Source organism: Alkalibacterium sp. MB6 (assembly GCF_009935905.1).
Lineage (GTDB): Bacteria > Bacillota > Bacilli > Lactobacillales > Carnobacteriaceae_A > Alkalibacterium.
Genome location: NZ_PREX01000010.1, coordinates 24834 through 49670 on the forward strand (window position 1 = coordinate 24834; position 24837 = coordinate 49670).

At 39.6% G+C, this 24837-nt stretch carries 23 protein-coding genes, 1 pseudogene, 1 riboswitch and 1 other annotated feature; of the genes and pseudogenes, 5 read left to right on the forward strand and 19 right to left on the reverse strand.

Annotated elements, in window-relative coordinates; translation table 11 throughout:
- Positions 1–19: 19 nt before the first annotated feature.
- Positions 20–1381 (reverse strand): magnesium transporter, encoded by a 1362-nt coding sequence (mgtE, locus tag C3945_RS05345; protein ID WP_161878662.1) that lies wholly within the window; start codon positions 1379–1381, stop codon positions 20–22.
- Between the two features lie 146 nt (positions 1382–1527).
- Positions 1528–1692: riboswitch (M-box (ykoK) riboswitch) on the reverse strand.
- A 155-nt stretch (positions 1693–1847) separates the two neighbouring features.
- On the opposite strand from mgtE, the gene C3945_RS05350 reads away from it, so the two are divergent.
- Positions 1848–2267 carry a hypothetical protein gene (locus C3945_RS05350; protein WP_161878663.1) on the forward strand — a complete coding sequence of 140 codons (420 nt, stop codon included), beginning with the start codon at positions 1848–1850 and terminating at the stop codon, positions 2265–2267.
- 62 nt (positions 2268–2329) lie between these two features.
- On the opposite strand, the gene C3945_RS05355 is transcribed toward C3945_RS05350, so the two are convergent.
- The 3 genes from C3945_RS05355 to C3945_RS05365 all read right to left on the reverse strand — a co-directional run bounded on the left by C3945_RS05355 (position 2330) and on the right by C3945_RS05365 (position 5291).
- Positions 2330–2854, reverse strand: coding sequence for an HD domain-containing protein (locus C3945_RS05355; RefSeq protein ID WP_161878664.1), 525 nt, complete (start codon positions 2852–2854; stop codon positions 2330–2332).
- A 156-nt stretch (positions 2855–3010) separates the two neighbouring features.
- A complete protein-coding gene (locus C3945_RS05360) occupies positions 3011–3766 on the reverse strand; it encodes a TrmH family RNA methyltransferase (protein ID WP_161878714.1) in 756 nt (251 codons plus the stop codon).
- 166 nt (positions 3767–3932) lie between these two features.
- Positions 3933–5291 (reverse strand): murein hydrolase activator EnvC family protein, encoded by a 1359-nt coding sequence (locus C3945_RS05365; RefSeq protein ID WP_161878665.1) that lies wholly within the window; start codon positions 5289–5291, stop codon positions 3933–3935.
- Positions 5292–5874: 583 nt separating this feature from the next.
- Here C3945_RS05365 and C3945_RS05370 point away from each other — a divergent pair.
- Positions 5875–6663, forward strand: coding sequence for a GNAT family N-acetyltransferase (locus C3945_RS05370; protein ID WP_161878666.1), 789 nt, complete (start codon positions 5875–5877; stop codon positions 6661–6663).
- Complete coding sequence (locus C3945_RS05375; RefSeq protein ID WP_161878667.1) at positions 6639–7682, forward strand: GNAT family N-acetyltransferase; 1044 nt, start codon at positions 6639–6641, stop codon at positions 7680–7682. The genes C3945_RS05370 and C3945_RS05375 overlap by 25 nt, the downstream gene beginning before the upstream one ends.
- Positions 7683–7761: 79 nt before the next feature.
- Here the strand turns inward: C3945_RS05375 and C3945_RS05380 are convergent, their stop codons facing one another.
- From C3945_RS05380 to C3945_RS05415, 8 genes are all read right to left on the reverse strand, one after another.
- On the reverse strand, positions 7762–9459 hold the full coding sequence (locus tag C3945_RS05380; protein WP_161878668.1) for a M3 family oligoendopeptidase: 1698 nt from the start codon (positions 9457–9459) through the stop codon (positions 7762–7764).
- A gap of 243 nt (positions 9460–9702) precedes the next feature.
- Positions 9703–10257: a polymer-forming cytoskeletal protein gene (locus tag C3945_RS05385; RefSeq protein ID WP_161878669.1), complete on the reverse strand. Its 555-nt coding sequence runs from the start codon at positions 10255–10257 to the stop codon at positions 9703–9705.
- A 197-nt stretch (positions 10258–10454) separates the two neighbouring features.
- A complete protein-coding gene (locus tag C3945_RS05390) occupies positions 10455–11012 on the reverse strand; it encodes a hypothetical protein (RefSeq protein ID WP_161878670.1) in 558 nt (185 codons plus the stop codon).
- A gap of 210 nt (positions 11013–11222) precedes the next feature.
- The gene (locus C3945_RS05395; protein ID WP_161878671.1) at positions 11223–11702 is read right to left on the reverse strand and encodes a glutathione peroxidase; all 480 of its coding nucleotides are present in this window, start codon (positions 11700–11702) and stop codon (positions 11223–11225) included.
- Between the two features lie 122 nt (positions 11703–11824).
- Positions 11825–12706 (reverse strand): VOC family protein, encoded by an 882-nt coding sequence (locus tag C3945_RS05400; RefSeq protein WP_161878672.1) that lies wholly within the window; start codon positions 12704–12706, stop codon positions 11825–11827.
- A gap of 66 nt (positions 12707–12772) precedes the next feature.
- The gene (locus C3945_RS05405) at positions 12773–13252 is read right to left on the reverse strand and encodes a glycosyl-4,4'-diaponeurosporenoate acyltransferase (RefSeq protein ID WP_237585489.1); all 480 of its coding nucleotides are present in this window, start codon (positions 13250–13252) and stop codon (positions 12773–12775) included.
- A gap of 167 nt (positions 13253–13419) precedes the next feature.
- Positions 13420–14931: a phytoene desaturase family protein gene (locus C3945_RS05410; RefSeq protein WP_161878673.1), complete on the reverse strand. Its 1512-nt coding sequence runs from the start codon at positions 14929–14931 to the stop codon at positions 13420–13422.
- Positions 14932–14985: 54 nt separating this feature from the next.
- Positions 14986–15861, reverse strand: a complete 876-nt coding sequence (locus C3945_RS05415) for a phytoene/squalene synthase family protein (protein WP_161878674.1) — start codon at positions 15859–15861, stop codon at positions 14986–14988.
- Between the two features lie 344 nt (positions 15862–16205).
- On the opposite strand from C3945_RS05415, the gene C3945_RS05420 reads away from it, so the two are divergent.
- Positions 16206–17027 (forward strand): aldo/keto reductase, encoded by an 822-nt coding sequence (locus tag C3945_RS05420; protein ID WP_161878675.1) that lies wholly within the window; start codon positions 16206–16208, stop codon positions 17025–17027.
- A 47-nt stretch (positions 17028–17074) separates the two neighbouring features.
- On the opposite strand, the gene C3945_RS05425 is transcribed toward C3945_RS05420, so the two are convergent.
- Positions 17075–17248, reverse strand: coding sequence for a PspC domain-containing protein (locus tag C3945_RS05425; protein ID WP_161878676.1), 174 nt, complete (start codon positions 17246–17248; stop codon positions 17075–17077).
- A gap of 184 nt (positions 17249–17432) precedes the next feature.
- On the opposite strand from C3945_RS05425, the gene C3945_RS05430 reads away from it, so the two are divergent.
- Positions 17433–18155, forward strand: a complete 723-nt coding sequence (locus tag C3945_RS05430; RefSeq protein WP_161878677.1) for a hypothetical protein — start codon at positions 17433–17435, stop codon at positions 18153–18155.
- A gap of 122 nt (positions 18156–18277) precedes the next feature.
- Here the strand turns inward: C3945_RS05430 and C3945_RS05435 are convergent, their stop codons facing one another.
- The 6 genes and pseudogenes from C3945_RS05435 to C3945_RS05460 form a co-directional block, all read right to left on the reverse strand.
- Complete coding sequence (locus C3945_RS05435) at positions 18278–19489, reverse strand: acetyl-CoA C-acetyltransferase (RefSeq protein WP_161878678.1); 1212 nt, start codon at positions 19487–19489, stop codon at positions 18278–18280.
- A 165-nt stretch (positions 19490–19654) separates the two neighbouring features.
- The gene (locus C3945_RS05440) at positions 19655–20506 is read right to left on the reverse strand and encodes a MetQ/NlpA family ABC transporter substrate-binding protein (protein WP_161878679.1); all 852 of its coding nucleotides are present in this window, start codon (positions 20504–20506) and stop codon (positions 19655–19657) included.
- 30 nt (positions 20507–20536) lie between these two features.
- Positions 20537–21250 (reverse strand): annotated as a pseudogene (locus C3945_RS05445) (methionine ABC transporter permease).
- A complete protein-coding gene (locus C3945_RS05450) occupies positions 21237–22277 on the reverse strand; it encodes a methionine ABC transporter ATP-binding protein (RefSeq protein ID WP_161878680.1) in 1041 nt (346 codons plus the stop codon). The pseudogene C3945_RS05445 and the gene C3945_RS05450 overlap by 14 nt, the downstream one beginning before the upstream one ends.
- 73 nt (positions 22278–22350) lie before the next feature.
- Positions 22351–22634, reverse strand: a binding site (T-box leader).
- Between the two features lie 112 nt (positions 22635–22746).
- The gene (locus tag C3945_RS05455) at positions 22747–23388 is read right to left on the reverse strand and encodes a copper homeostasis protein CutC (protein ID WP_161878681.1); all 642 of its coding nucleotides are present in this window, start codon (positions 23386–23388) and stop codon (positions 22747–22749) included.
- 5 nt (positions 23389–23393) lie between these two features.
- Positions 23394–24752, reverse strand: a complete 1359-nt coding sequence (locus tag C3945_RS05460; protein ID WP_161878682.1) for an APC family permease — start codon at positions 24750–24752, stop codon at positions 23394–23396.
- Positions 24753–24837: the final 85 nt, after the last annotated feature.

The window sequence follows — 24837 nt, forward strand, 5'->3', positions numbered from 1 at the left end:
TTTTTGAATCGATTACCTGTTACAAATACTCCAAAAGTGACGTAGCGATCGTAAAGTAAATCAATAAACCAATTGCGTCGTTAATGGTGGTGATGAAGGGGCCACTCGCTATTGCCGGATCGATAGATAACTTGTCCGCTAATACAGGAATGACTGCTCCAATCACTGTCGAAAACGATATGGTAATCAGAATCGACACGCTAATGGTTAAAGCTAGCACTAAATTTTGATAAAGAAACAAGACCATGGCTGACAAAAACAAAGCTGATACAAGGCCCATAATCAGTCCAGCAAGAAACTCTGTTTTTATTGTTTCCCCAATACTGGTTTTCTTTTCGTCTTCTACATTGATGTTTCTAACAGCAACAGCTAATGACTGCGTGCCTACGTTACCAGCTGTGTCCATAATCATGGGTATAAATGCAACAAGGATGACGATGGATTCCAAGGTTTCTTCAAAGACACTAATCAGACTTCCTACAAGTAGGCTTAAGAATATTAAACTAATAATCCAAGGAATGCGTTGTCTGGCCGTCTCCATTATGGTCATTGCTCCGTCGGTTTTCCCTCGTTTAATGGCCGCAAATTCATTAAAGTCCTCCGTTGCTTCCGCTTCAAGAACATCCATGACATCGTCGAAGGTGACAATACCTTGCATGGTTCCGTCAAAGCCAATAATGGGCAGCGCCAGTAAATCATAATCTTGAATAATATCGGCTACTTTTTCCTGATCCAAATCAATAGGGGCTGACACCACTTGTTTAAACATAATGGTTTCAACTTTTTCTGTTTCTGGCGATAAGAGCAAATCTCTTAAAGACAAGACGCCCACCAAACGGAGCGCTTCATCAATCACATACAAGTAATAAATGGTATCTGCGTCATTTCCAATGTCTCTTAAGAGTTGCATCACGTCTTGCACCGTTTGATTGTACCGGATCGAGATAAACTCTTTCGTCATAATAGCCCCAGCAGTTTCTGGAGCATAAGATAATAATTCTTTGACGTCGTTAGCCGCATCTTCTTCCATCATTTGAAGGATGTGTCGTTTATTAATCATTTGACTGTCCGTTAAAAACTTTGCCACATCGTCAGCTGACATGCGACTAAATACTTCCCCAATGAATGCGTTAGGTAAATACTCTACGGCTTCTTCTTGCTTGTCCGTATCCATCCATTCAAACACTTCAGCAAATTCTTTTGCGGAAAGGAAGTCTGGTATTTTTCTTTTTTTCTCAGGATAAAGTAAATGAAACACTTCCTGTTGATCTCTTTCATGTAGCCTAAGGAACAGCTTTCTAAATAATTCACGATTCTCTTCTTCTGCTGCTTTAAAAATACTATCATATACTTTTTGCTTTGATAGTCTGAATTTACTCATTCTTGCACACTCCTTCATAAATATAAGATTAAAGGTGCAGTCTATCAATTTCTCAAATGAGTCAAATAAAAGAAATTGATCGTCAACTATAAGCCCATAAAAAAACACGCTGAAATGAGCGTGTAAAGAATAAAAAGCCTAGTATTCTTACACCTCTGTCGTTGAGCTTCAGCTTCATATGGCATAGAGTTTCACTCAGCTACGTTAAAAATCCCCTTCATCCGAAGATTCCTGTTGACCCATTGGCGTCTTTAGACGTTTCTGGGCAGTAGCTTTTCTCCATATGGGAGCCTCACCTAACAAGGTTTGTTTTAATCATCTATTATCATAACGAATCTAGTGAGAGCTTTCAAGTCATTTCTTTATCTCGGGTCGTAAATAAATATAATACAAGCTTTATTTTTGTGCAACTTTCACGAATTAGCTATACTTATAGTAGCAACAGCTTTTGGAAGGAGGAAATGATTTGAAAAAGAAATGGTTAATGACCGTTTTAATGGGTGGGCTCCTGTTAGCAGCATGTGACAATCCGACAGAAGATACTGATCCGGAAGATCCCATTGTGGAAGAGAAAGATGCCATTCAAGATGAAGAACCCGGTGAGGCTATCGTGACAGATGAAGAGATGGAACCTGTCAGCGATGACGAGCTGGAACAGGCAGAGGTTGTCGATGATCTAAGTCAGTATGAAGAATTTGAAGCCCAAGACGTTTTTGTTCCAGATGATTTAGAAGCTCGACTGATTACAGACGACAGCACTAGCCGTGTCATTGTCTTCTTAGAAGATGATCAACAAGTATTTAAGTCAACTTTTATGAAAGAAGAAAATCTTTTAACCATCGTTGACTTTATCGATAATGAATTAATCATGAACGGACCTATTTAGTGACTAGCTAAAAGACCCATTCAGTTATCTATCAAAGATACTGAATGGGTCTTTTATTGAATTTAGGCATGTACGGATGCTAGTCTAAGCATCCAGTTTGTTAATTTGGCTTTAGCCCGTTGTCTGGCTGGATGAGATACTTCTTGTATTGCACAATATTTGTCCACGCACGTAACGACAAAACTTTCTTTATATCGTGGCAAACCTGTCGTTGTACATAAAAACATATGTTTTAAAATGATATCTTTTTCCAACTCACTTAGCTCTGTAATGAGCTCGGCGTTTTTAACAGCTAATTGTGGGTGTACGAAATTGTGAGACCCTTTTTCCATTGCCGCAATTTGAACTCTGTCTTCGTGAAAGAAATCGTGGAGCAAACCTGCTCTAGCAATTGCTCGAACGTTCAAATTCAATCGTTTAGCAATACGATAACTCATGTAAGAAACAAAAATAGAGTGGATTAAACGAGTCGTGTAGTGATGATGAGTAATGTCATCCAGTTTCAAGACATCTTCATTTTCCAGTAGATCTCCTACCAAGGCCATATACTCTTTATCATTTTCCCAAATCGAGCGAACAAATTCCATGGAACGTCTCCTTTATCTATCATTCAATGATGTGTGGTCTAGGCATTCTTGACCTTCTAATAGGCATTGTACAATGAATGGTCGTAAATTTAAAGGAATGTTAGTCAAGGAAAACCGTTTTCATGGGATTTGTGTCTATATTGTCATATTTAGCTCCTATCGATACAATGCAAACATTAAAATACTGCCTGCAACGGCGACGTTGAGGGATTCGGCCTCTCCTTTGATCGGAATATACAAATTCTTGGTAGTCATCTTTAGTAAATCAGGATGAACACCATTTCCTTCATTTCCTACAATTAGCGCAAAGTTTTTTGGCGTTTTAATCATTTGGTAAGAAACGGCTCGGTCATCCAGAGCTGTTCCGTATACTGGAATCTGTTTTTGCTTTAATTTTTCTGTCCAGTCATATAAGTCAGCGTGAATAACAGGAAGATGGAAATGGCTTCCCTGAGCTGAGCGAATGGTTTTCGGATTATATAGATCCACCGAGCCTTTTCCAATAATGACTCCTTCAAAGCCTGCCGCATCAGCTGAACGAATCAATGTCCCGACGTTTCCTGGGTCTTGTACTTCATCCAACATCAACAATGGTTTTTTTAAAGTTAGGGACTCTTCTGACTCGTTAATGTTTAAAATGGCCAGTATCCCTTGATTTGTGACCGCATCACTTAATTCGTCAGCAACTTCTGTGGAAATAAGCACCGTCTCTTTTGAAATATAGTGGTCGTACTCAGCCACTTTATCTTCTCTAATGAGAATATGAGATAGGGACGCATTCGCTTTAAGCGCTTCTTCCACTAAATGTGCCCCTTCGATAATATACTGCTGTTGTTTTTTTCTACCTTTACGGGTTAAGAGTTTTTTCCATTCTTTCACCTGTTTATTTTGAATCGATTCTATTTTTTCCATACCTAACTCACTTTCCTCTAGAAGGATGACTTTCTTTACTATAAGCATAAGCCAATCTGTTCATTCGAACAAGCATCAGTTTAATCCCCATCTGTTTTATTTACTCATTTAACCAAAAAAAGAGAGGGGAAATGGTTTCCCCTCTCTTACTTCATTCTATATTCTATTATCTGAGGTAGCTCATTGGGTTAACTGGTGTACCATTGCGGTGAATTTCAAAGTGCAAGTGAACGCCAGTAGACGTTCCTGTTGTTCCCATTGTTCCTAATTGTTGCCCTTGAGATACTTGCTGACCAGGTGCTACAGTTAAACCTGGTGTCATGTGAGCATAAACAGATGAGTAGCCATCTCCGTGATCAATCACAACGTGGTAGCCTAAACCGCCATCGTAAGACGCCGTGCGAACCGTTCCAGCACGAGACGCTCTGATCGGACCGCCTCCACCGAAGTCAACTCCAGCATGGAGACGAGTGCCTCCGTATACTGGGTGGGTTCTGTTACCAAAGCCAGATGTTAGGCGCCCTCCGGACGGACGAATCCATCCTGTGCTAGAAGGTGCGCTACTACTTGACGAACTTCCTGAAGACGTCGCTGGTGTTGACGGTTTTGAAGCTGCTTGTGCTTTTTTACGAGCAGCGGCAGCTTCTGCCTGTGCTTTTGCTGCAGCAGCTGCTTCAGCTTCTCTTGCTCGTTTCTCTTCAGCTATCCGTTCTTCTTCGGCTCTGCGACGAGCTTCTTCAATAATGCGTTGTTGTTCTTTTTGCATTTCTTTGCTTAAGTTACTTGTACGTTGCGCAATAACTGTCTGTTCGTTAATAAATGATTCTCTTTCTTTTGCAGTCATCTCAAAACGCTCAGCCACTTGGATAATTTTATCATCCAATTCCATACGTTGAGCAACTAAATTGTTTCGATCCACTTCAAGTTGTGCTTTAATGCTTTTAGCTTCTTCTTCTTCTGCTTTCACTTGTTCTTCAGCAGCTTCTAAAGCTAATTGGTCTTCCATTTGCGCTTGAACGATGTTTTGGTTAGCTGATACTAATTGGTTGATGACACCAATTCGTCCAATCAAGTCAGATAAATCTTCTGCCGACAGTATAATATCGATGAAGTCTCCTGGCTGACCATTTTTTTGAACGGAACGAGCTTGACGTTCTAACTGTTCATTACGTTGTTCAATTTGGTGAATCAGTTGAGCAATCTCTTCTTGCAAACGAGCGATCTCTTGTTCGATACGAACTATTTCTGCTTCTTTTTCAGAAATATTATTAATTAATTGATCGATGTTACCTTGTAGTGTAGCTACTTCTTTTTCTAATTGTGCTTTTTCTTCATTTAAAGCGTTCATGCGTTCTTCACGAGTCTTAATGTTGTGATTGACATCTTTTGAACGGTTATTTAATTCTTGTTGTTGTTGCTCTAGCTCTCTCATTCTAGATGATGAAGCATCTGCTTCATTGTTTCCTACTATAGGTGCTGCTAGCATTGCAGTCGCTAAAATGGCAAATAATCTTTTCTTATTCAATCTTATTACCCCAGTTTCTATCATTCTATTTTTGTTTTAGTTAATGTTATGTTTTTATATTTAGCTATCACGAGTGACTTAGTAAATTATTAAATTGTCTTATGTGCTTTTTGCACTAATAGAATCATATCATGAGATGGGAGTTCATAAGATTTAAATCTGATGACAAAAATCAGGGTTATTTGTTACATGTCTGTATTATATGGACAACTTTTGACAAAACGTAAAGCTTACAACCATTGATATAACAGCGTTTCGGACTAATTTAACACGGCTATTTAGTCAATTTCATTTTTAGTCTAGTGAACAAAAAATGACAAATCAGAATGTGCCCTTAACTATTATACTTAGTAACATCTACACTGTTGCAGCCGCTCTACTCTTTGAAAGCGAAGCCACTCGCATGTCCATATAGTTATAATTAGTTGTTTAAACCGACGTTACTCCTTATTTTAGGCACTCAAACACTACACATATCTCTTGATAACCTAGTCTCCATGATTTGTTTTTACATAATAACTATTTCTACTTTCTATCTTTTTAGAAGTTTGCTATTCTAATTAAGCAGAGAAAGGAAGATTTCATGCTCTCTTTTAAACAGTTAGCAACCCATAGTTCTATTTATGACCAAAATGATTTCTTTATTCATTACTTTAATCCCGATGCACGTTTTAGATATGACTCGAATGTGTTTCAACTGTTAATCTCTCCTGTACGTGTAGAATTTGAATTGATTGAAGAAATGAACAGTCAGTTTTCATTTGACTTCGGTTTGTCTCATGTCAAATTTTATTGGCCAGAAAACCAAGGCATTTATCCGGACACTCTTGCCTATTTGAATGAGAGCGACTATGGTTTGGAAAAGTTGGAGCTATACGCTATCCTTCCTAAATCCTTTAAAGCTGGACCAGTCGATCCGTTAATTAGGATAAGTAACGTGAGTAAAGAGTTACTTGACTCATTTAAAGCCATTAACTATATAGAAGATTTGACAATTTCCACAGCTTTCGCTGAACATAAGCAGTCTTTTTATGACCAACTATTCAGTCAGTCTAACGTTTCATTTTTAATGGCGACTATCAATAATGACCCAGTCGGTTCAACCATTATTATTGAAGGTGAGGATACGATTGAAATTGATGATCTCTTTACCTTGCCTAACTTTAGAAAACGTGGTGTTGCGACTGCTTTGCAACAAGCTGTAATGCAACGAGCACATCACGAACACAAAACCGTTATATTAGCCGCTGATGCTGAAGATTCGCCTAAACTAATGTATCAAAAACAAGGTTATGATTATATCAGCTTCAGAATCGGTGTCCAAAAAAAGATAGAGGAGGGCTTTGAATGGCCGTTACAACAAGACAATTAACACCTAAGGATTTCGATTTATACCAGTCCATGGAGACTGGTCTGGAAGAGGATTACATGCTCCGTGTTTTTAACCGTATTTCTCAAGGAGATAACGCCCTATTTGGCTTATTCGAAGATGAAACCCTTGTGGCTGTGGCAGGTTACACTGTTTTCGCTCAGGAATACGTTATGCTCGGTCGACTAAGAAGTGACCGTCGCTACCGCAATATGGGTTATGGTACTAGAATTATTCAGTACGTCATCGATCAAGCTTTGGCTAACCCCTCGGTTGAATGGATTTGTGCCAACACTGAACAACACAACACACCTGCGCTTACTGTTTTAAAAAAGTTGAACATACCACCGATTGTGAGCTTATACGCTGCCCAGGCAACGGATGTGTCCCGTTTAGGATCGGATAAACAAGTGTGGAATGAAGTGAAGGACTTAGTAATTAAAAAGGAATGGATAAATCAGACTTACTTAAACCCGTCTTTTGAAGCTTCAATTTTCCCATTTGAAGCGTATTATCCTTTTCCAATTGGTGACTCGTTGTTTGAAGATCGCTTGAGTGACTGGAGGCTTTTTGAGAATGCTGAAAGGACTCGTTACTTATTAATGTGGGAAGAGAAAAAAGGTGATGATTTACTTCACGTTGTCTACCCATGGAATGATTTAGTTGAGCAAGCTGGTTTGTTTGAAACGATTCAATCAGAATTTGACAAAGCTAAAGACAAAGGCACCGCTTCTGTTATATGGATGGATTTAACTGAAGAAGACGCAGCGTCTCTACCTGACAGTCATCCTTTCGATCTTCCTTCTCCTTGGATTTTGCATGGTTTATCAAGAGAAGAGTTGGAAATCCAAATGGTGGAGCGCTCGATTAGTGAAGCTCGTTCGTTAATTTCTACTATTGAAGAAGAGTTGAAATCCTTAGATTCAAATTTAGAAAAAGAAGCACAGGATGTCCATTCTCTTCTATCAGCAAATGAACAAGTGATCAGCAACATCATAAAGGCTGAGCAAGAGGAAGACTAAGGCTTAAAATCTAATTCTTATAATGACGACGAAAAAACCAGTCCATCACTTAAGATGAACTGGTTTTTTTGCTCGTTTTTTAAAGGGCTGTATCGTCCACTGCTTCCAGTGCTTCGTCAATTGTTTTCACAACGTTTTCAAGTGAGCCTTCTTCGAAAGGTAAGCGAAGGCCAGCTGTTTCCACTGTTTCGAGGAAACTCTTCGTGCCGCCCGCTTTACAAATAGCCATGTAATCTATCCATGCCTGCTCGTCTTTATCAACGATGGCACGTTTCCAGAACTGCAGTGCGCAGATTTGTGCTAAGGTGTAATCGATGTAATAAAATGGCGAGGCAAAGATGTGGCCTTGTCTAAACCAATAGGTTCCTTTTGCTAAAAAGTCACTTTCAGAATAATCGCGTTCAGGTAAATACTGTGATTCTAATTTTTTCCAACTTGCTTTTCGTTCTTCAGGTGTCCAACTTGGGTTTTCGTATACTTCGTGTTGGAAATGATCGACGAGTACGCCATAAGGCAAGAATCGAATCGCTCCACTTAAGTGATCAAACTTGTATTTTTCTGTTTGTTCTTTGAAAAACAGTTCCATCCACGGGTATGTGAAGAATTCCATACTCATGGAGTGAATCTCGCACGTTTCATAAGTTGGGAAGACGATTTCTGGCTGCTTAATCCAACGTGATTGATACACTTGGAAGGCATGTCCTGCTTCGTGAGTCAACACGTCAATATCTCCAGAGGTCCCGTTGAAATTCGCAAAGATAAAGGGTGATTGATACTCAGGGATATACGTACAGTAGCCACCACTGGCTTTTCCTTCTTTAGACAATAAATCAACAAGATCACGGTCAAATAGGAAGTCAATGAACTCAGCTGTATCATCACTTAATTCGTGATACATTTTTCTTCCGTTCTCAATAATGTAATCTGGATCCCCTTGTGGCGTTGGGTTACCGTCTAAGAATTGCAAGGATGCATCATAATGTTTCATGTCCTCGATGCCAATACGTTTAGCTTGGCGTTTGGCCAATTTTTGTGTGACCGGCACAACGTAATCAAGAACTTGTTTACGATAGACTTCTACTTTTTCACGGTCATAATCAAATCGTTTCATACGAATATAACCTAGTTCAACAAAATCTTTAAAGCCTAGTTTTTTCGCAATCGTGTCTCTAACGTTTACTAATTCATCGTATAAGTGATCAATTTTTTCTTCGTTTTCTTGGAAAAAGCTGAGTTGAGCTTCTGATGCCTCTTTTCTCACTTGGCGGTCTGTGTCTTGTAAGTAGGGTCCAAACTGAGACAGAGTTAATGTTTTCCCATCAAATTCAATCGCTGCAGAAGCAATTAGCTTTTGATAGTCACTACTTAACTGATTTTCCTTTTGCAATAAGTCGATGACGCTTGGATCAAACGCTTGCAATTCAAATGCCATATTTTGGAAAAAGGTACGTGGGTAATCCTCCTTCAATTCTTCTATAAAAGGAGAATCCAATACTGCTTTATAATAGATTGTGGTTAATTCTTGGTAATATGGTGAGTATTCATTCCAGTAATTATCTTCTTCAGTATAAAACTCGTCAGTCGTATCGATTGAATAGCGAATAGACGCTAGTGTCGCCATACTATCCAAAGATGAGGTTAAATCAGATACGGCATCAATGGCCTCTTTCACTTCGTCCAGAGATTCAGCCGTTTTCAATGTCTCAACTAAGTGAAGGAAGTCCTTCTTGAACAACTCATACTCTGGTCTCTCATAGGTGTAATCATTAAATTTCATGTGGTGCCTCCTTAAGCTATTTATTTTATTTTAGTATAGCATAGACATAAGGAATTAAGGAGAAAGAGATTAATTTTTATTCATTTTTTTATGCCCTTACATCAAAAAAACAGCTCTTAAGGTTTCACAACCTAAAAGAGCTGTTTATTGTTAAATGATACCTTCTCTCCCTTGTCCGGTAAGCGATGACTCACTTAAAAAGTGAGTCGATATCATGTATTAAGACCATAAAAGCTGAACATTTTATTCTTCTACAGTAGTTTCGCCTTGAACGTCTCCGTTAATTGAAGCTGAAGATTCAATATCTTCAGAAGCAAATGTTAAGTTACCAGTAATCACTGCTTCTTCTAATACGAATCCTTCTGCATCAACATAAACGTCTCCGTCAACTGTACCGTTTTGAATACGGAAGTTTGGTGATTCAACAGTTAATGTTGGTACTGTAAGAGTGAATTCTCCAGTTACGTTACGATCATCGTCTTGCTCATAAAGAGCTAATTTACGGTATTCATCGTTAGCTTCGTCTCCACCGTCGTGGAATGTGCCTGCTACAGTAATTTCTTCTTCAACTGTTACGTCAGCTGTTAAAGCAGTGATCCAATTTCCGTCAGCGCTTAATGAAGCAGCCACTTCTGCTGGGTCTGAAGTAATAGATGCTGCAGTTACTGCGTCTCCAGTTTCTTCTGTTGTATCTGCGCCGTTATCGGTAGTATCTCCACCGTTATCACATGCTGCTAAGAAGCCGCCTAGTGCTAAAACTGCTGCACCTGTTGCTAATCTCTTTTTAAATAATCCCATTGTTATCCCTTACCTTTCATTATGCAAAAATTGTATGACTAGTAGTGAAAGAAGAAGCGGAGAGATGACTTCATCCGGACATGACTTCCTCGTTTCATACATAGTCCACTATATCGCAATGTTGTGAATGAGTCAACAATTTCACATACCACAATCCGTTGAGAAATCGTTTATATCATCCTTATTAAAATCAACGATTATTCTTCTTCTACTCTAATTTCGCCTGTAACGTCGCCTTCTTCTAATTCAGCTGATTCTTGTAATTCTTCGCTTCTAAAGATTAAGTCGCCTTCAATTGTTCCACCGATTAGACGGAATCTTTCAGCTTCTACATAAACGTCACCAGCGAATGTACCGTTTTGCAAGCGAGTGCCTTCGTTTTGAATGGTAATGCTTGGAGCTGTAAGAGTAAAGGTATCTGTCACATTACGATCAGCATCTTGAGTATATAAGGCTAACTTGCGTTCTGCTTCGCCATCGTTATTTGTTTTTCCACCAGCCATAACTAACTCTTCGTCAGACTCTACATCTCCTTCAAAGATTACAATCCATCCACCCTCTTCTGAAAGGCCTTCAAGTAATGTTTCTTCATCACTAACGACAGATTGAGTTGCACCCGTTGTTGCATCTGATTCTGCTGTTTCTGTTGTTTCTTCTGCGTCCGCACCTGTATCTTCTTCTGTCGCTCCGTTATCGCAAGCAGCAAGTAACCCCATACTTGCAGTGATTAATAAAAGTTTGTTCAACTTTACCATGTTGTGTTCCTCCTATTTGTGTTTAACTTCACATTAATAATACCACGATGTGCAAATATGTCAATATAAAGCTAGTGATAAGTTATCATGGAAAACAAAAAACGATGAGAACAACCAATTAAATGATTGTACTCATCGGTTTTTTATCTTGTGAATGTTGGAACTATCGCTTTTTTTAAAATCTAACTTAATTGTGAACGGAATGTGTAATTAATCACGACTCGAGTTAACTAATCGGTTTAACTCCTCTTTTACCTTTTCGGGGCTTGTGGTAGGAGCAAACCTAATAATGTCTTTAGCGTGTGGCGTTACAATAAACTTCGTGAAATTCCATTTAATGAGTTTATTGCCTGTTTCAGCTATTAACTTTTTGTATAGTGGATGAGCTTTTTGACCATTTACATTTATCTTTTCAAACAAGGGAAACGTTAATTGATAATTCAGTTGACAAAATTCTTGTATCTCTTCATTGTCCAATGGCTCTTGATTCAAAAATTGATTGGATGGGAAACCGAGCACGACAACATCTTGATCTTTAAATTCCTGATACAGTTCTTCTAACCCTTCTAATTGACCCACTAAGCCACATTTGCTGGCGGTGTTGACTATCACCATAAATTTATCTTCAAATTCCGATAAATGGCACTTTTTTCCCTCTATTGTGTTAACTGTTATATCATATAGACTCATCATTTTTCCACCTTTTCTGTTGGTTGCTTTAATTTATTATAAATGGTAAACAAAAAACGAACAGTGTTATTGAGTATGGGGAAACCCTTCTAACCAATAATCCTGTTCGTTTTATCTATTCCTTATACATTAAACGCTTTTTTTTTTACTTCTAAGACGACTTTAACGCCATTGGGGTCAACTAAGCTAATAGCTTCTTGAGTGTCATCCACTAAAGGTATACCAAGTTTAATGATGTTATCTCTCAGTTCTTCAAGTGCCGCAGCAGTTGGAAGGACGAATGAGTAAGCTCGCAAACCTAAATCTGTTTCATCTCGTTTTGGCAAGGCACCTCTCCACGTATTCGAACCAATATGATGATGGTAGTCGCCCGCAGCTAAGAAACGTGCTTGATCACCAAACATATCTTTTAGTCCTAAGCCTAAAACATCCATATAAAACTCTTGGTTCTGTTCTAAATCAGATACGGATAAATGAACATGGCCAATGAGTGTTCCAGAAGGCATTTTATCCACTTGACCTTCATCACGGCTTGCTAAAACGCCATCTGCATCCATTTCAACAGTAATCCCTTTTATTCGACCGTTTTCTTGAACATCCCATTCGCTTTTATCTTTATCTCGGTATATCTCAATCCCATTATTTTCTGGGTCTTGTAAATAAATGGCTTCACTGTATCCATGATCGGATGCTCCACCGATTGGTATCTCGCGTTTTATGAAGGAATACACAAGATTTCCCAAATCTTTACGGGATGGCAATAAAAATGCGGTATGGAATAAACCAGCCTTCATCGTCTGCTGAGACGTTGCATCTACTTTAACTAATTTTAACAGAGGTTGACCATCTGCTTTTATTCCTAATTCTGAAACAGTATCTGTTTGGTTTAACACGTCCAACCCAATTAATTCTTCATAATAACGAGTCATCACGTCTAAATCTTTAACGTTTAAAGTTACCGTACCTAACATCACTTGTTCATTCATTTTATATAATTCTGACATTATATAATCCCCTTTCACCTTTACTTACTTTTTAACAGTAACATAATGTGAATTGAAAGAAAACCTCTATTTCGACTTATATTCCATTCTCTTTTCAATTGAAATCAATCGACTGCGGTTAAATCGTTGAATAATAATGAAAGGGACATTAACGATTAAAGCATACGCGATCATAACCCAACCTGCCCAAGGTGGATTCCATAAGAAAAAGAAGGGTGCAGGCACCATCAGTAGCCAATGGGTCAATTCTGCTCTCTTCGTTTCTTTAATAAACAACCTCACCGAGTCTAATCCTTTATTAGGTAGTGTTTTCTTTTTATAGCCCACATTAAATAAGCTGGCACCGTCTGGTAGACGATCTTTCCACCGATTAACCCGGGTATATTTTTTCCAAAACTTCCCTTTTTCTTCAATTTTTCTCTCTTTAAATAGAGCGTTTGACCAATGACCGGATAAGAAAAATGAATCCGGCAGTAATAGTAGACCAAAAGAAATAGAAAAATGGAAAAATAACCACGCCATAACATTATAAAAAAGTAGTGCCACACCATTCACCTTCTTTACACTATCATACTATACTATCTCTCATATCCTCTGCAAAAATAAACACCCGCCTAAGCAATCGAGAATGAGAATCACACGGTCGGTAACTTGTACGACTCTCTTTTCACAGATTCATTAGTGGGTGTTTATTTGAGACAGTCACTTAACACTTAGTCTTTCTTATCTTCTTCCGTGATCAGTTGATCAACTTGTTGGCCGCTCAATGTCACCATTGGCATGCCTCCTCCAGGATTGACCGATCCGCCGACAAAATAAAGGCCATTAAATAAGTCACTCTTTTTGGGATGCTTAAACCCTTTATTTTTTTTACGATCCGATACGACGCCATAAATAGCGCCACGATTTGAGTAATACATGCGCTCAATATCAACGGGTGTCCACTGGTCCTCTACAACAATATGCTCTCTTAAGTTAGTTAATCCCATATCTTCCAACTTGATTAATACCCGTTCTTTAAAGGCAGCATACTGTTCGTCTGTAAAAGGTTCATCTTGAATATAGGGAATATGAGGCAGTATTTTAATGTTTTCATGTCCAGCAGGAGCCTGACTGGGATCCGTTTTATTGCTGTTTACTAAATAAATAGTTGGATCGTCAGGTAGCTCATGCTTTTGGAAAACCGTTTTGTAGTTTTCTTCTGAATCATTTGAAAAGAAAAAATTATGATGAGCGAGTTGAGGGTACTCCCTGTTCACTCCAAGGTGAAGCACGAGTCCCGAAGCGGCAGGTTCGAAAGCTTTTTCCAATTTGTTAATAGTTGATGTGTCAACTGTCATTAATTTACGATAAGTCGGAATCACTTCCATATTAGAAACCACTCTGTCGGCAAAGACCTGTTCACCGTTTGCCAATTCAACTCCACTAACCGTGTCTTTTCCGTCTGTTATAATAGCCGTAACTTCAGTATTGGTATGTAACTGTACTCCTACTTCTTCAGCCAAGATAATAAGGCCTACACCCAATTTATGCATGCCACCTTCAACATACCAAAGTCCTTGAGAGTGTTGCACATAAGGCAAGACATTCAAAATAGCCGGGGCGTCATCGGCTGATGAGCCCACATATTTAATAAAGTATTTCAACATATCTCTTAAATGTGGATTTGACACACGTTTATCAATACCGTCAGACATCGTGTGAGCATAATCAAAATCTTTCATCGCAGAAATAAAGCCGTGTTCACTCAAAATCTCTTTCATTGTGTCGAGACCTTTATTGAAATAGCCTTCTTCTGTCTTATCATATAATTTTTTTGCGTACTCTAAAAACGTTTGGTATTCTTTTATATCTTTTGAAGTTAATGATTCGTTTTTTTCATCCATGTCCTTTAAATCATTGTACAAATCAAGGACTGTTCCATCTGTGAAAAAGGATCTCCATTCATGATCAAGTCGTTTAATGGGAACATAATCAGTTAACTTCTTTCCGCTTCTTTCGAATAAACGGTCAAAAATATGCGGCATGGTTAAAATAGACGGTCCCAAGTCAAATCCAAAGCCATCTTTTTCCAATCGATTTAACTTTCCACCTAAATGGTCATTCTTTTCAAATACACTGACACCGTAGCCGCTTTGAGCCAAAGAAATAGCGGCAGACAGGCCACCAAGTCCTCCTCCAATGACGACGATTGTCCCTTTTTCCAGTTTATCAATTGCTGTCATTCACGCTTCGCTCCACTCTTTGTCTGTCTTTACTAACTATTTAAAAAGGCATCGTTATTTAGATAAAACCATTTTGGTTTCATTATATAACGCCATCTTTTTTCTAGCAGATGTTTGGTTTCTCTTAGAGTAACAATCATATGAACTCGTTCTCACCGCATCCAATATACCTCCATACACCTTTGCGGAAAGGAGGACGGGAAATTGGCTATCTTCATCGTAGAGACTGATTGACTGATTAAACACGTCATACAACGCTTCGGCTCGAGTAGCAAGTGTTTCCCAAATCATTATAAAAGATTCATTGATATGCTGCCCGGCGATATCTTCTTCAGTATATCGTTCTTTTTTCATCAACTCTGAAGGTAGATAAATACGATTATTTTTTTGATAATCCTCACCCACATCACGCAAAATATTGGTTAGCTGCATAGCCACACCTAAAGCAACGGCTTCGTCTTTTAATGTGTGATGATTCTTTGAAGCGATAATAGGTAGAAGCATCAAACCAACTGAACCGGCTACATAATAGCTGTAGGTTTCTAAGTCCTCTAGTGTAGCAGACTGTTTAAAATAGTAATCCATCTCCTGACCTTTTAATTGGTCATAAAAAGGTTGGATACTCATGTCATAACGATTGAATACATCACGCAAGGCTCGCAATATAGGATGATCTGATTCATTTCCTGCTTCGAATTTATTTAATTCTTCAGTCATGTAAGTTAACGCTTTTTCTTGATCTTCTCGGCTTACAGCTTCGTCAATACTGTCATCAGCCAATCGGCAGAAGGCATATATCGCATAGACAGCTTGAGCTTTTTCTTTGGGTAACTTTGAAAAGGCAAAATAAAAACTCTTTGAATGTTTTTGTATGATTCTTTCACAATACTGGTAATCGTGTTCCAGACTGGTAGAATGCCGCTGTTTCATTTCGATGTTAGTTCCTCCTACTTCAGTATAGTTACGAGTGAACATACTCGTTATCAGGTGTGATTTAGAGTATCTTGATAATACCATATAGATATACAGGATAGTAGCAGAATAGTTTGCTTTTTTTTGTTAAGAAAGCTAACGTATATTCCGAATGATGGCTGTTAGGCTTGCTTTTCCAAGCATTTTAATTGTGAATTTCCTTACTGGTTCACCGTGAAAATGATACGTTTCAATCCCTTCTTTATGTAAAGTGGAGTGACTATAACGACCACGTTTTCATTGATTGTCATCGCTTTCTTTTTAGGGTAAACTTATCTTATTACTAAGAAAGAAGGGTTATTATGTCAACGACTATTCCTACTTACACATTAAATGATGGTTTGCAGGTTCCCGCTATTGGGTTTGGCACCGATCGGTTAAAAGGAGCAAAAGGCGTTTTATCCATACGTCAAGCCCTAACGAATGGTTACCGTTTTTTAGACACAGCTTATAACTACGAAAACGAAGCGACGGTTGGTGTGGCTTTGAGAGAAAGCGGACTGAACAGGCAAGAGGTTATGATTTCCTCTAAACTTCCTGAACGATACCATGCTTATGACCTTGCCATACCTGCTATTCAAGAATCTCTTTACCGTGCAGGGCTTGATTATTACGATGTATACTTGATTCATTGGCCAGACCCCAAGCAGGATAAATACGTGGAGGCTTGGCAAGCACTTATTGATGCCAAGCGGTTCGGACTCATTCGTTCCATTGGGGTATCAAACTTCCACCCTGATCAATTGAAACGATTAGTAGATGAAACCGGTGTGGTTCCGAGTCTCAATCAAATTCAAACGCATCCTTATTATATTCAAGACAAGTTAATTAAAGCAAATAATGAGCATAGTATATTGACTCAATCATGGAGTCCATTGGGCGCTCGCATGGCAGATGATTTATTGGAAAAAGAATCGATTAAAGTTATTGGGGACAAATACGGCAAATCGATTGGCCAAGTTATCTTGAGGTGGCATGTTCAAAATGGCTTTATGCCCATCCCAAGATCCAGTTCACCTGTTAGACAAAAAGACAATATTTCCATATTTGATTTTGAACTGACAGATGAAGACATGTCGTTATTGTCTTCTATGGCTAAACCAGATGGCGACATTTTTGGTTAACTAACTAACCCTCTTGCCCATTCTAAAGTGGACAAGAGGGTTAGTTTTTATTCTTCTGGGATGATCATCGCTAAAATAATGTACAGAAATATGCCAGGGGGTAATAAAATATACAATAATCGGATAGCCGTAGATGACAACCCAAAGTATTCAGCCATTCCTCCACATACGCCTGCAAAAATCCGGTCATGTCTCGATCGTCTCAACTTCTTTTGATTCATATTCTTTCCTCCTTTTCATTACCTTTTTGATACCCTGATTATACAACTGACGCTAGATGAAGTACAAGGATTGTATTCATGATTCAGCTAGTCTTCTTTCATTCCTATAAGTATATTTTATAGCTTTTTTTACAAAATGCGATACACTCTTACTATCACGTAGTTAAAGGAGCTGCATTAGCTGATGGGGGTATCATTCTTTCTCGTTAGTGGTTTCGTTATTATTCACTTTTTTTCCAAATATATTTCGTTTCCCAAGCATATTGTCAGACGGTTTGTTTCATTTTCTGCCGGTGTGGGTGTCGCTTATATTTTCATTCATCTCTGGCCACAGGTGGCTGTGACTCAATCTGAGGCGATGGAGACCTTTGACTGGTTAAACGAACATGTTCTCCAATATGCTCTTTATTTAATCGCGCTAGCGGGCTTAATCATCTCTTATACCTTAGACAGACTAATCGCTCGGGCTCATGCACAGGATGAAAAAGAAAATCCAGATAAACTCGATTCTGCTCTTTTTAAATCTCAAATGGGATTCTTTGCTGTCTATAATGCGATGATCGGTTACCTTATCGTTCAGTATGCCAATACAGATACGAATATTTATATCTTCTTTATCGCTTTTGCTCTTCATTTTTTTACAAACGATTGGGGGCTGAGGCATCATCATGAAAGTATTTATGATAAATATGGCAGATGGCTTTTATCAGGAAGTATTATTGTAGGCTATGTTATTGCTTTATTCACTGACTTTCCGGATTATTTTATAGGGAGTGTCGAATCCTTCATAACAGGTGCGATGACTCTCAATATCATTAAACACGAACTGCCATCAGAGCGAAATGGGAATCTAGAAGGCTTTCTAGTTGGAGTTGTTAGTGCCGCAGTGCTTTTTACTTTGTTGTAGAAGATTTGTTAGCATTCTGTATGATTTCCATTCTTTCCCCTTCGAATCTATGACCAACACTACTTGACACAGAGAAAAAAATCCCGAAAATCAGGACTGAAACCTGACTCTCGGGATTTTTCTTATGCTTCTGGGTTTTTAACTAATACAGCTACGCCCATGCCTCCACCGATACATAAGGAAGCGAGGCCGTACTTGAAACCACGTTTTTTCATGATATGAATAAGTGACACCAACACTCGGTTGCCACTTGCTCCAATCGGATGGCCCAATGCAATGGCTCCTCCGTTTAAGTTGCTGCGTTCGAGTAAATACTCTTTACTTACTCCAAACTCATCTGAAATTTCTTTAAAAACGCCTAAACTTTGAGAAGCGAATGCTTCATTTAATTCAAAAACATCAATGTCTTTAAAGTCAATATCAGCGCGTTTAATGGCTTGTTTGATAGCCGGTGTCGGACCTAATCCCATTACAGAGGGATCGACTCCACCTTGACCAATGGCCACGATTTCGACTAATGGCGTCAAGCCGGCTTCTTTCATATAGTCTTCGCTGACAACTAAGGTTGCACTTGCTCCGTCATTAATGCCTGATGCGTTACCTGCTGTCACTGAACCGTCTTTTTTAAAGGCAGGTCTTAACGAGTTTAATTTTTCTTCCGTTGTTTTACGGTTAGGGTATTCGTCCTTATCCACGATAACCGTTTCTCTACGGACCTTCGTTTCAACCGGAACGATTTCATCATCAAAGTCACCACTGTCAATGGCTTTTATAGCACGTTGCTGAGAATTAAAGGCATAGGCGTCTTGATCTTCTCTAGAAATGCCGTACAATTCCACGATATTCTCGGCCGTCACGCCCATATGGTACCCTTCAAAGGCATCCGTCAATCCATCATCCAGCATATGGTCGCCAACTTGGTAACCGCCCATCTTATGGCCGGTTCGAGTCTTTCCAGGTATCAAATAAGGGGCTTGACTCATGGATTCTACTCCACCAGCAATAACCGCTTGGTATTCTCCACCTCTAATACCCAAGTAAGCATTCATGACTGTTTTCAATCCACTTCCGCATACCATGTTTAAGGAATAAGCAGGCACGCGTGCACTTACTCCTGCTTTAATGGCAGCTTGTCTAGCCACTCCTTGGCCTTGTCCGGCTGGCAATACATTCCCTAATACGACCTCGTCAAGGTTTTCTGGATTAATACCACATTCTTCAATGATTCCTTTAATAGCGTAACTTCCTAAATCTGAAGCTGATACATCTTTTAATGCGCCTAAAAATGATCCGATTGGTGTCCGTTTAGCTGCGGCAATAAATACTTTATTCATCAACGTCTCCCTTACCCCATTTCACTATTCATGCGTTTAAACTAACATGTCATACGTACTTATACTTCTATTTTAAAGAAGTAATGGGGGATGTAAAGACATCCGTCAAAACTTTGACAATTCTTAATCTTTCGACGTCGACTAGTCATTTATTATTGATTCTTTTTATTCAGTTACCGGTAAGACAGCACCGCTCCATGTTTCTAAAATAAATTCTTGTGTCTCTTCCGATCTTAATACCTCTACTAAACGATCAATTAACTCATTGCCTTCGTCTTCTGAACGGACGGCAATGATGTTGGCATAAGGGGAGGCTTCGTTTTCTAGAGCGATAGCATCGTCGATTGGGCTGATATCATTGTCAACGGCGAAGTTTGAGTTAATAAAGAAGACATCTCCTTCGTCTTGTGCATATAAAGTAGGCAATAAGGCGGGATCATATTCGTATTCAAATTGTAAATTCAGTTCGTTTTCGACAATGTCATCATACGTGGCATCAGTTAATTCGACAGCGTCATCCACTGTAATCAAACCAGCTTCTTGAAGAATACTTAAGACACGACCGTGGTCTGCCACACTATTACTGGTTAATATGGTTGCATTTTCTGGCAAATCACTTAAGTCCTCATGGCGGTTAGAATACGCACCCAGTGGTTCCAAATGAATCGAACCTGCATTAGCAAAATCATAATCATTTTCTTCAACTTGACGATTGAAATAAGGTATATGCTGGAAGTAGTTTGCATCCAAATCCCCATCTGATAAGGCTAAGTTAGGAATAACATAGTCCGTGTACGTTTCAATGACTAAGTCAATCCCTTCTTCTGCCAAAGTGGGTTTTACAAATTCCAAAATTTCCGCATGTGGAACGTTTGAAGCGCCGACTGTCAGTGTCTCTGTCGTTTCTTCAGTGCCTGTTGAAGCTGTTTCTTCCTGATTTGAATTCGTTTCTTCTGCCCCGCAGGCTCCTAATACCAATGCTGTTCCCAATACTAAAAATCCTCTTAATTTTTTCATCTTTTTTCTCCTCCTATTTGTTCTTGCTCTTTATCTTTTATCAATGCGCGACACCCATAAGTCCCCGACAAATTGGATGGCAAACACAATAACTAATATGATGGCCGTTGCGACCAGCGTAACGGTCGGACGGCTCCGTTGAAACCCTTCAAGGTAGGCTAGATTCCCTAGACCTCCTGCTCCAATAACACCTGCCATGGCGGTGTAGCCAACCAGAGCTATGGCTGTTACCGTAATTCCAGCTGCAATGGATGGCATACTTTCTGGTAAATATACTTACCAAATGATTTCCCATTTGCTGGCTCCCATTGCTTCGGCTGCCTCAATGACCCCTTTATCCACTTCTCTCAAACCCGTTTCTACAAGCCGTCCGTAAAAAGGAGCAGCCGCCAAAATGAGTGCGGGCAGCCCAGCTGACGGACCGGTCATTGTATTCAGCAACGCTTTTGTAAAGGGAATGAGAAGGACAATCAAAATGATAAACGGGATGGATCGAAACACATTGACTAGTAAAGCAACGGTTCGATTCAATGCTATAGCCCAAATGGACTGGCTGTTTCGCGTTTCAAATAACAGTAATCCTAAGGCTATCCCTAAAAAGAAAACGACAGTAACTGATATAGCTGTCATGTATAAGGTCTGATTGGTAGCGGTCCACACTCTTTCCCAATTCACGCTACTAAAATTTGTATAGTCTGCAAGGAGTGAGCCCAAAGCAGGGGTAACATGATTAATTGCGATCATACTGCTTTAGCACCTCCACTTCTACAGGATACGTGCTGAATAGTCTCAAAGCTTCTTCTCTTTTTTCTTTATCCCCTAGCAGTTGAACCACAAGCGTACCCATCGCTACATCTTTCGTGGACTGAATCGAGCCATGAATGATATTAATATCTATACCGCATTGTCGACTGACCGTTGTAATCATCGGTGTGCCCACACTGCCGCCTTGAAACAGGAGGTGAACAATATCGCCATCAGAATAGCTTTGCTGAATATCTTTTAGCGCAGCCGCCATTTCTTTACTGTCCACTTCCTGGTCTTGTTTGACAAAGCGTTTGGTGACGGGATGTTGCGGGTGTTTGAATACAGATAAGACAGAGCCTTCTTCAACTATTTCCCCTTGATTCATTACAGCAACCCGGTCACAGATTTTTCTGACTACTTCCATTTCGTGAGTGATTAGAACAATTGTCACATTAAATTCTTTCTTCACTTTAACAAGTAAGTCAAGCACTTCATCAGTCGTTTCCGGATCCAGTGCACTTGTTGCTTCGTCACATAGCAACACTTTTGGGTTGTTTGCCAAAGCTCGGGCAATACCGACTCGTTGCTTTTCACCGCCTGATAATTGTGCAGGATAAGCGTCTTCTTTACCTTGAAGGCCAACTAAATCTATGAGTTCTTGTGCTCTATTCCGCCGCGCTTGTAGACCGACGCCAGCAATTTCAAGCGGGAAGCAGATGTTTTCCACAACGGTTCGACTCCACAGTAAGTTGAAATGCTGAAAAATCATCCCCATCGACTGACGCTCTTTTCGAATCGTGCGGCGTTTCATTGTAGAGAGTTCTTTATCATCAACCCTGACTAGGCCTGAACTGGGTTGTTCCAACCCGTTAATCATTCTCAGCAAGGCACTCTTTCCTGCACCGGAATACCCGACGATTCCGAATATTTCTCCTCTTTCTATCGTTAAATTGACATCTTTGACTGCTTGAAAGGATTCATTTTTGCTTTCAAATCGTTTGGCTACTTTCTCTAAACTAATCATGTCAGTTACCCCTCCTTTATATGATTCTTAGTCTTTTGAGCATAAAAAAAGCCCTCTTCGAGTAACTATACTCAAAAAGGGCGAACAGGTAGTTTCGCGGTACCACCTTTAGTCACTCATTCATCACTGAATGAGTCTCAGACAGTACTTGTATTGCCTCACCTGTCTTATTAAAGACAATAGAGACTAACGCATACTGCGGCACTATATCGGGTGCACCCGTAAACGGCTCATGTTTCCACTCACCACTTCCAGCTCAAAGACCATTTTCGAAATCTCTTGCCATACTCCCTTTCACCATATAGGAGCTCTCTAAGATGACCGCCTGACTTGTACTTATCTTTTCAACGCTTTACTATTTATTTGTTTATCTAGTTACCCGAAGCTTTGTTCCAATTGACTGTAAGTCAATCAGAACGTGTAATAGCTTGTCAACATTTTTTTCATTTCTTTGAGATTAGAAAGGTAATTAACTTAAGGGAACGACTTGGGTGCCGTGAAATTGATTTGTTTTTAAGCGTTTCTGAAGTTCCGGAATGATTTCGTGCGTGACACCGCCGCCAGGTAAAATCTCGATGCGGTCGTTTGCCCACTGAATGCGCTCCAACAGCTGCTTTTCATTTTCCAAGGCTGACCCTGTCTTCGCACCTCTTGTTAATAGACGAGTGACTCCTTTTTCAATTAACCACTCTATTGATTCACGCTGCTTACTTGGTTCAATGTGGTCAAAAGCCATATGACAAACAGTCTGACGATGACTCATTTGAGCAATCGCAATGAGCTCTTCCATAATGGGTTTATCTAATTCCTCATCCTTTGTTAAACAGCCAAAAACGAGCCCATCAACACCCGCTTCGACAGCATCTTTTGCATCCAGACGTAACTGCTCTTTTTCTTCATCCGTATAGACAAAATCCCCGCCCCGAGGACGAATCATACACATGACTTCCACACCTCTTTGACTAGCGTAAGCCACTGTTTCTTTTTGGACGGCCACAGAAGGTGTTGTCCCACCTAAATCAAGCCGATCACATAACTCAATCCGGCTAATGCCACATTCAATTGCTTCTGGAATACGATCGAAGTTTTCTGCACAAAATTCTTTTATCATGTGATTTACCTCTTTTCTGTTAACGTGTGTTTACTACTCACAACATACCAGTATCCCATGCCACACACAACTGCTGAGAATAACAAGAAGATAGGGCTATACAAAGGATTAGCGAACAAACCGCCCAGTAAAATAATCAAAGAACCCACTATGCCTAATACAGGAGCTACTCGTCCAAGGAAGACATTTTTGATAACTCCTTGTTTAGCCAATTGAATCACTTTTAAATATAAAATAATATAAGCGACGTAACTGAATACAATCGCAATTTCACTGACATCGCCACCTCGCAGCACATCAAATCGCTGTGTCAAATAATGCATCCCCATCCAAAAGACAGTGATGAGATAAGACGCCACTGCTGAAGTTGGAGACAGTTCCCTTTTATGGTCAATCTTTGTTAACACGCCACTAAAAGGGATCATACCCTTGGAAGCTAATGTGAAAGGCAATCGGATGTAACCTAAGCTAATCCCATTCACCACACCTAAAATAGCGATGAGTACAAAGGTTAATAAAATCCGTTCTCCGCTAGCACCAAAGAGAGAGTACCCTACTTGGTTAATCGCTTGGTCGCCAGCTGATAACACATATTCTGGTCCGACAATGGCGATCATGCCGACGAAAAAGGCTAGGTAAACAGCGAGAACAATGAGTGGTCCCACTGTTAATGCAATCGGCATGTTCTTTTTATGATTCCGAACTTCTTGTGTAATGGTCGTGGACACAATCCATCCATCAAAAGAGAAAGCGATGGGTGCCAAAGCAGCTAGCCAACCCCATCCTACCTGACTCGTTTCAACCAATTCCACTCCTTGCGGCAAATCAGGTGCTCCTCGAGTCCAAAACAACCCTAATAAAGGAATCCCAATCAAAGGAATTAATTTCACAATGGTCGATACGTTTTGAAAGCGTCCACCGCTTTTATAAGAAAAATAGTTCATTGCGAAAAATAAAGTCATGTAAAAAAAGCCAAGTAGTGTTTGTAATTCGAGTGAGGCTGGTAGTCCGAAAAGGGATAGGGTATAAATACCTGACACCCAACTGACGACAGCCGTTATTGTTGGAAAGTAAACAAATAACTGGAACCAACCAAAGGCACTCGCTGCTCTTGAAGAAACAAATTCTTCATAATAAGACACGACTCCTCCCCGATTAGTTGTGCGACTTGCTAACTGCGACAAGGTAATCGCTCCAAAAATAACACATAAGGCACCAATGACAAAAACCATGATGCCGAGCCATACATTGCCGCCTGTTTCTGCTAATATATCATCTGCTTTGAAAAATATTCCCGAACCGATACAAATACCAACAATCATCGAGATGGCTGTCCCTAGTCCGTAATGCTCTCTTTCTTTCATCTTCACTACCTCTTCAATCCATCATTTTTGTAAAAAGTCTTTCACAACTATAACAAATTCCTTCTTATAAGAGAAGGACCTTGCT